This window comes from Idiomarina sp. A28L, from assembly GCF_000218785.1.
Classification (GTDB): domain Bacteria; phylum Pseudomonadota; class Gammaproteobacteria; order Enterobacterales; family Alteromonadaceae; genus Aliidiomarina.
In genome coordinates, this window is record NZ_AFPO01000007.1 from 266,735 (window position 1) to 273,410 (window position 6,676).

4 protein-coding genes are annotated in these 6,676 nt (G+C 46.5%); 3 read left to right on the plus strand and 1 reads right to left on the minus strand.

Annotated elements, in window-relative coordinates:
• The first annotated feature begins 111 nt into the window (after positions 1-111).
• Genes A28LD_RS11840 through A28LD_RS03060 form a run of 3 tightly spaced genes read left to right on the plus strand, consistent with a single transcriptional unit; the run spans position 112 to position 5,538 of the window.
• The gene (locus A28LD_RS11840; RefSeq protein ID WP_007419595.1) at positions 112-843 is read left to right on the plus strand and encodes an ImuA family protein; all 732 of its coding nucleotides are present in this window, start codon (positions 112-114) and stop codon (positions 841-843) included.
• A gap of 19 nt (positions 844-862) precedes the next feature.
• The gene (locus A28LD_RS03055) at positions 863-2,377 is read left to right on the plus strand and encodes a Y-family DNA polymerase (protein ID WP_007419596.1); all 1,515 of its coding nucleotides are present in this window, start codon (positions 863-865) and stop codon (positions 2,375-2,377) included.
• On the plus strand, positions 2,377-5,538 hold the full coding sequence (locus tag A28LD_RS03060; RefSeq protein WP_007419597.1) for an error-prone DNA polymerase: 3,162 nt from the start codon (positions 2,377-2,379) through the stop codon (positions 5,536-5,538). Before A28LD_RS03055 ends, A28LD_RS03060 begins: the two co-directional genes overlap by 1 nt.
• 19 nt (positions 5,539-5,557) lie before the next feature.
• On the opposite strand, the gene A28LD_RS03065 is transcribed toward A28LD_RS03060, so the two are convergent.
• On the minus strand, positions 5,558-6,109 hold the full coding sequence (locus A28LD_RS03065; protein ID WP_007419598.1) for a gamma carbonic anhydrase family protein: 552 nt from the start codon (positions 6,107-6,109) through the stop codon (positions 5,558-5,560).
• Positions 6,110-6,676 lie beyond the last annotated feature (567 nt).

Below are 6,676 nucleotides of genomic sequence, written 5' to 3' on the forward strand. Positions count from 1 at the left end.
TTTTGTAATGATACCTGAAGTTTTACAGAACAGTAGAACCCCTTGCAAACAAAATAGATTAGCCTAATATATACTGTATAAATATACAGTATATTATCGAGGTGTTTTTATATGCAGGCTAATCTTCAGCAATTGATGGATAAAGGCGCACTTTGGCGAGGTGGTGAATGGAAGAATAGTGGCCAGAATAGTGGCAAGAACGGAGAGTTTGGTGCTTTTGGTAAAGCCGCAGCAACCGATTATGTTTCTACTGGCCAGCCTTTGCTTGATCAAGCGCTTGGTGGCGGTTGGCGTTGCCAGCGTGTGCATGAATTACAGTGTGAATATGCCTTTAGTGGTGAATTAAGCTTGCTTGCCCCGGCGGTTATAGCCGCAGCATCAGCAGCGCGGCCGGTTTTTTGGTTAGCGCCCCCTGCTCTCCCTTATGCTCCTGCGATAGCTGGAATGCTGCAACAAGCGGGTTTAACAAACCCAGAAAGCGCGCAGCATATAGTGCTTACGCCAGCGAGTGAGGCTGATACTTTATGGGCCGCTGAAAGTATTTTGCATAGCGGGCAAGCAGGTGTGTTGTTGCTCTGGGCTGATAGTTTGAGTGCTACCGCAGTGCGCCGTTTACATTTGGCGGCGGCAGAAACCGATGCTTGGGTGTTTGTGCTTACCGGTATACAAAACGAAGAGGCGCGTAGTTATGCCACTCGCTTACGGGTATTGCTTACTCCTGATAAAACCCATGCTATGGCGGCAAATGCGCCGCGTGGCCAGGTGCAGTGGCAGCTATTAAAGCGCCATGGCGGTTGGCCCATTCGCTTGCCTCGGCAGCCTCTTCCGCGCTGGCCAGCTTAACTTTTAAAGGTAATTGAGTATGTGGGTATATGTGCAGTTACCCTCGCTGCAGCTTGATCGAATGTTGGCATTGCAGCCGGAACTGGCTGAGCGGGCGCTGGTGCTGTATTGCGAGCAACAGCAACGAGTAATTCAATGCAACGATATTGCCGCTAACATGGGTATTCGCCCTAGTAGCTCGCTTTCTGATGCTTGGCTTTTGGCTGAAGATCTTGTCCCGTACCGTTATCGTGAAGCGCAACAACGGCATTTATTGCAGCACTTGGCGGCCGATTTATACCAAGTGTTTGCCGTTATCAGTTTAGATCCACCCAATGGTTTGTGGTTAGATTTAAAGCCCATGCAAAAGCTCTACCCAGATATTCGGCAAAGCCAAGAGCAACTACAATTGCAACTGGCGCCTTGGCAAGTTCGTTATCATTGTGGTGTGGGGAATACTCCGCCGGTAGCGAAGATGCTGGCGCAGTCGGGGGTAGAAACGGTGGGTGATATACCGATTCAATATTTGCCCTGCGATGCCAAACTGCAAGCACAATTAATACGCATGGGTTTGAATACGCTGGGGGCGCTGCAAGCTATTCCGCGCGCACTTGCGGGGCAACGCTTGGGGAAAGAGTTAGTGCATTTACTGGCGCGCATTCAGGGTGAGCAACATGAATCACTGCGCTACTTTCAACCTCCGCTTTGGTTTTACCAACGCTTAACCTTATTGGCCGAAACTTCCGGGTGGCAAGCCTTGCGCTTCCCGTTAAAGCGCTTATTGCAGGAATTAGAGCATTATTTAGAAGGGCGGCAACAAGAAACGCGTTATTTGTTATTAACCTTTTATCATCGTGATATTGAACCTACTAAATTAGAAATTGGCCTTGCCCATGGCGGCTATTTGGCTGCTGAGCTCGCGGTATTTTGCCAGTTAAAAATGGAATCATTGAAGCTGCCGGCGGCGGTTTTAGAGATGAGCATTCAGGCAAAGCGTTTGCAACCGCGTAGTAAAGAGCATGGTGATTTACTTAATGGTGGGAAGAAACAACGAAAATCATTACCGCGTTTATTAAATGAACTGCAACTACGGCTGGGTTATTCGCGGGTATTTGGCGTACAGAATCGCCATGATTGGTTACCTGAAAGAGCTTGGCAACGCTCAGCTGCGGGCTCAGCGATACACACTACGCATGTTCTAGGGCGGCCATTATGGTTGTTACCAACACCAAAGCCTGTGCAAATACAACAATGGTGTTTATTGCGGGGCCCTGAGCGTTATCAACCACCGTGGTGGCAACTTGCGGCAGGTGATACGCCCTACTTGTCTGCGCCAAATGCTATGCAGAATTGTATGAATAGTTCTATGCGGAGATCCATGAAAGAATCCACACAAGAGCCTATGGCAAATTCGTGGGGCGAATACACATCAGCTGTTATTCAAGGTTTGGGGCATCGTGATTATTGGGTAGCTCGAAATCAACGCGGCCAGCCCGGTTGGTTATTTTATGATTACCAGCAGGAATGTTGGTGGTTACATGGCTGGTTTAGCTAATGGCCTACGCTGAATTACATTGCTTGAGCCATTATAGTTTTCTACGTGCAGCTTCTGCTCCAGGTGAATTAGTAGAACGCGCTGCTAAACTTGGCTATCAAAGTATCGCTATTACCGATGAATGCTCATTTGCCGGTTTAGTAAAAGCATGGAAAGTCGCAAAAGCTCTGCCTGCTAATAGCTCGGAAGCACAACACTTTCATTTAATTTCTGGTAGCGAGTTTCGTTGTAAAGAATTCGGTATCTTTGTGCTACTTGTGCAAAATCGGCAAGGCTATGCTGAGCTAGGTAAGTTTATTAGCCAGTGTCGGCGAGCGGCTGCAAAAGGTAGCTATGCCTTTCATGCCAAAGATTTATTGAAAAGTGAACTGGCAAATTGTTTATTACTTTGGAAACCGCCGGAAGAAGGTTTTTATGCTGAAGTTGCCGCTGATGGGGCTGAGAGTTCTTCACTTAGAGCTGAAAGCAATAAGCTGTTGGTTTTAGCGAGCGAACTTAAGAATCATTTTATCGGCCGAAGCTGGTTAATGTATCAGCGTTATCTACAAGCTCATGATCGTCAACATATGCGCACTTTTCGGCAACTTAGTGAGCAAATGAATTGGCCGGTGGTAGCTACTGGCGGTGTTTTAATGCACCACAGCCAACGGTTGCCATTACTACATGTATTACAAAGTATTCATAGCCATGAAACGGTTGCTAATCTGGGTGATAAACTGGTGCCTAATGCCGAGGCTTGCCTGCGAGATCTCAATTCGTTGCAACAGATATTTCCGGCCGCTTGGCTAAAAGAAACGGTTCGGGTTAGCGAACGCTGTAATTTCAACTTATCAGAATTACGCTATGAATACCCAGCCGAAGTAGTACCAGAAGGGTTTACACCTAACGGCTATTTACAGCAATTAGGGCAGCAAGGGTTACGTTGGCGCTATCCAAACGGTGTGCCTGAAAAAATACGTGCGCAATTAAATAAAGAACTTGAGCTAGTAGCCGAGCTTGGCTATGCGCATTTTTTTCTTACCATACATGATGTGGTGGTATTTGCTCGCCAGCAAGGTATTTTGCATCAAGGCCGCGGCTCGGCTGCTAACTCGGTGCTCTGTTATTGTTTGGGCATTACGGCAGTAAACCCAGCACAATCCGATTTGCTATTTGAGCGCTTTATTTCCCGTGAGCGTAACGAGCCACCCGATATTGATGTTGATTTCGAGCATGAGCGCCGCGAAGAAGTAATTCAATATATTTATAATAAATACGGCCGGCATCGAGCGGCCTTAGCGGCAACGGTAATTACCTATCGGCTGCGTAGTGCCTTACGTGATGTTGGTAAAGCACTTGGTTTTCCGGAAGCGCAATTGCAGCAATTACTGCATCGTTTAGATAGGCGCGATAGCGAAGAAGATTGGCGGCAGCAATTGCAAAGTATGGGGGTTATGAATCACCCGCAAGGGGCACACCTGCTGGCGCTAACTAGCGAGTTGCTCGGTTTTCCGCGGCACCTTTCTCAGCATGTTGGTGGCTTTGTTATTGCTGCTGGCGAGCTTTCTGATTTAGTGCCGGTAGAGAATGCGGCGATGCCAGATCGCACAGTTATTCAGTGGGATAAAGATGATATTGAAGCGCTCTGTTTATTAAAAGTAGATGTGCTGGCGCTAGGTATGTTAACCGCCATTCGTAAGAGCCTACATTTACTTCCTGAGTTTTATCAACAGCAATATACCCTTGCGAGTATTCCGCTAGATGATCCGGAAGTATATAGAATGCTGCAAAAGGCAGATTCAGTGGGGGTATTCCAAATTGAATCGCGGGCGCAAATGAATATGTTGCCACGCTTAAAACCAAAGTGTTTTTACGATTTAGTGATTCAGATTGCAATTGTGCGGCCAGGCCCTATTCAAGGCGATATGGTGCACCCTTACCTGCGCCGCCGTGCGGGCTTAGAAGCCGTGAGTTATCCCAGTGCTGAAGTTGAAAGCGTGCTGCATCGAACGCTCGGCGTACCCATATTTCAAGAGCAAGTGATAAAGTTAGCTATGGTAGCGGCCGGTTTTACCGGTGGCGAAGCTGATTCCTTACGCCGAGCCATGGCTAGCTGGCGCAGCAAAGGCAAGCTTATGGGGTTTGAAGAAAAACTAATTCAAGGCATGTTGGCGCGTGGTTACAGCCAAGAATTTGCCGAGCGTTTGTTTGCGCAAATTTGTGGATTTGGCGAATATGGTTTTCCTGAATCACACTCGGCAAGCTTTGCCAACTTAGCTTATGTTTCTGCTTGGTTAAAACGCCACTGCGCGGGGGCATTTTATGTTGGTTTACTAAATAGCCAGCCAATGGGTTTCTATACCGCTTCGCAGTTAGTGCAAGATGCTCGTAGGCACCGAGTTGAAATACTGCCTATATCGATTAACGCTAGCAACTGGGATCATCAGTTACAAAAAAGTAATGGCGAACCAGCTATTCGTTTAGGTTTTCGTTTAATTAAAGGGTTAGCGAAGAAAGATATGGTGGCGTTACTTGCGAACCGCCCTACTTCTGGCTTTAACGATATGGCCGAATTTGAACGTTATGCTACAGAAAATTCATTAAGCGGTAATGCGCAGGAGCACTTAGCTAGCGCCAATGCGTTTGCTGAGCTTTCCGGTAACCGCTATCAAACGCGCTGGGATACCACCAAGCTAGGTGAGCAATTACCATTATTAGCAGGCGCCGAAACTCAAGCGGGTGATTATGCGCTTGCGGCACCTAGTGAATTAGCGGATATGCAAGAAGATTACAGTACTACTGGGTTAACTTTGGGCCGGCACCCATTGGCCATCTTAAATGACCATGATGTATTGCCGAAGCACCGTAAGGCATCAGAGCTAGCGGGTTTACGGGCGGGGCAATTAGTTACCGTAATAGGTTTGGTAACCAATCGGCAGCGGCCGGGTACGGCAAGCGGCGTTACTTTTATGACACTAGAAGATGAGAGCGGCACAATAAACATAGTGCTTTGGCAAGATCTAGCAAGGCGGCAGCGGCGGCAATGGATGAAAGCTCGGCTGCTACAAGTGAAAGGTATTTTAGAAATGGAAGGCGATGTAATTCATATTGTTGCGGGTGATATGCGAGATCTCAGTGGCCAACTACCTATTGCTCAGCTGAAATCTCGCGATTTTCATTAGTTATAATAAGGCGGTTATTTTATTCGTTTTCAGCAAGATATTCATTTTTCAGCCAGACGTAATTTTCTGCTGATTTTGTTAAGAAGGCTTGCTCATCGGCGTTAAGTGGCCGCGCTTTCTTCACCGGGCTACCTACGTAAAGAAAGCCACTTTCTAAACGCTTACCCGGAGGCACCAAAGAACCCGCACCGATAATAACATCATCTTCCACTACAGCACCGTCCATAACAATCGCCGACATTCCTACTAAAATGCGATTACCAAGTTGGCAGCCGTGCAACATTACTTGATGGCCAACGGTTACATCGTTACCAATTAATAATGGATAACCTTCAGGGTCGTTTGGGCTGGTGCGAGTAACATGCAAAATAGCACCATCTTGTATGTTAGTGCGGGCACCAATTCGAATATGATTCACATCACCACGCCCAGCAACTAAAGGCCAAATACTGCTATCCGTACCAATTTCGATATCACCAACTAAAACAGCTGAAGAATCGATATAACAACCTTCCGCGATTTTTGGGTATTTACCTTTATAAGGACGGCCAATTTCGATACGTGTAGACATAGTTACCTCTGCTATTGCGTGCGCTGCTATTGTGTTAGGGAATGCTTTGCTTAGAAAACATTCATGATATGGGTGATCTTACGCCAACCTGAGTGATTTTTCTGCGGTTAACACAAAAAAAGCAGAAAACTTGCAAAAAGTACTTGCTGGATTCGTTCAGGTCTATATAATTCGCCCCACTTCGACGGCATACACGACAAGCACTTAGCGAATCGAGCCAACGAAAACGGGAATTAAGTAATAGAGTAAAGTTGTGAAAACAACCACTTCTTACGAAAAAGAAAGTTAAAAGCCTATAACAGGATGTTAACTTTCCAATAACAACCCCGAAAGCTCGATATTAGCATGAGAAAATGAAAAAACTTTTCGAAAGCGATTGACAGCAAAAATGAGGTGTGTAGAATACGCCCCTCGCTACGAGCTCCACTGAGCCGAGCAAACGTTCTTTAACAATATATCAAGCCAAGTAATCTGTGTGGGCACTTGCGCAAGAAAAGCATCAACCAAACGCCATTTCGGTGGCCGTTATGAAAGTTTACTTTTATAACAAGGTTCAGCTTTCGAGTG

Coding starts and splice junctions, on each gene's coding strand:
- A28LD_RS11840 (WP_007419595.1), top strand. CDS start 112: ATGCAGGCTAATCTTCAGCAATTGATGGATAAAGGCGCACTTTGGCGA.
- A28LD_RS03055 (WP_007419596.1), top strand. CDS start 863: ATGTGGGTATATGTGCAGTTACCCTCGCTGCAGCTTGATCGAATGTTG.
- A28LD_RS03060 (WP_007419597.1), top strand. CDS start 2,377: ATGGCCTACGCTGAATTACATTGCTTGAGCCATTATAGTTTTCTACGT.
- A28LD_RS03065 (WP_007419598.1), bottom strand. CDS start 6,109: ATGTCTACACGTATCGAAATTGGCCGTCCTTATAAAGGTAAATACCCA.